1 protein-coding gene is annotated in these 1,502 nt (G+C 71.6%); it reads left to right on the top strand.

What is annotated here, in order from left to right:
• A partial coding sequence (locus KDL01_RS41055) for an HNH endonuclease signature motif containing protein (protein ID WP_212534133.1) occupies positions 1–1,150 on the top strand: 1,150 nt, incomplete at its 5' end.
• Positions 1,151–1,502 lie beyond the last annotated feature (352 nt).

A 1,502-nucleotide genomic window follows, 5' to 3' on the forward strand; every position in this document is an offset into this window, starting at 1 on the left:
GGTGCGGGGTCTGCTGGAGCGGGCGCGGCAGGTCGAGCCGGGGCGCGATGAGGCTGTGGCGGGCGAGGTGCGGTGCGGGATCGTGGAGGTGGGTCGGGCGGCGCAGGCCCTGAACGGGTTGCTGCTGGCGATGGTGGCGGAGGGGGACCGGCTCGGTATCGCGCGCGGGGGTATCGGCCCGTGGCTGGCCGCCGTGCTGGATGTGACCGAAGGACGCGCCCGCGGGCTCGCGCAGGACGCCCGGTTGCTCGCGACGGTGCCGCAGCTCGAGCGGGAGCTGTGCTCGGGAAGCGTCGGGCAGGATTCCGTACGGGCGGTGGCGCGGACGGTCAAGGCGGTGCGCCGCACGGGCCTGGATCCGGCACCGGAGGTGGCTGAAACGTTGCGCGTCGCCCGTGAGCAGGGGGCGCGGGCGGGGCTGGAGCGGGTGCGGGCGCTGGAGGAGCACACCGATCCCGGGTCGGTGGAGGTGCGCCACGCGCAGCAGCGTGAGCGCTCCTTCGCCCGGATCGGTGTCGCGGCGGACGGGGAGATGCGCCGGTGTGAGATCCTGCTCGACCCGGCCCGCGGCGCGGTACTCCAGGCCGCGGTGGAGTTGCAGGTCGCGGAGATGATCCGGGCCCGGCAGTTCGACGGCACCGAGGTCGTGGCGGAGGATGTGCGCACGACCGAGCAGATGAACGCCGAAGCCATCACGCGGATGGCGCAGGTGTTTCTGGATGCCACGGTCGAGCAGCGCGGCGCCCACTTCTCCCTGCCCGCACTCGCGGTGACGATGCAGGATCCTGCACCGGCCGAGGCCGAGATTCCCGCCGGCTGCGCCCGCACCGCATTCGGAGCGCTGATCCCCGCGAGACTTCTGCCGAAGCAGGGGAATCCTCGGCGCCACACCCTGATGCTCGACGGCCAGACCGGAGTGTGGGACGGGGTACCGGTGGACCGCGACCCGGCGGCACGGCTGGCGTCGGCCGAACAGCGGGGGTTTCTTGCCTGGCGCGACCGGAACTGCCGATACCCCGGATGCGACCGCCCGATCACCTTCGCCCTCCACGCCCACCACACCACCCCGTATGCGAAGGGCGGGCAGACGACGGTGGAGAACCTGAAGCTGTACTGCTCCCAGCACCACACGGTCGTCCACCACGGGTGAGGCAAGCAAGATCCTGCGCCATACGGTCGTGCGCCACGCGTGATACACGGTCCTGGATCGCGAGGCCGTTCGCCGCAGGAGGTACAAGATCCTGCATCACGGGCGTCCACCGCGGGTGATGCGAGCTCAGGCGTGATGCGCGATGCTGCACCGGGCGCGACGGTCCGGGCCACGGACCCTCCGCAAGGATCCAGCCAGGGGTGGGGCTCTCTCCTCGGTCGGGCAGGCGCAGCCCTTATCAGGGTTCTGGTGGGCGTGCAAACGGCGCAGCGCGACCGACGCCCCGGCAATAATCTCCGCCGATTGCACGCCCACCAGGTTCCTGATACGCCTCCGGTGACCGACCGAGGAG

Origin of the sequence: Actinospica durhamensis (assembly GCF_018139695.1) — a bacterium.
In the GTDB taxonomy this organism is placed as follows: Bacteria; Actinomycetota; Actinomycetes; order Streptomycetales; family Catenulisporaceae; genus Actinospica; species Actinospica durhamensis.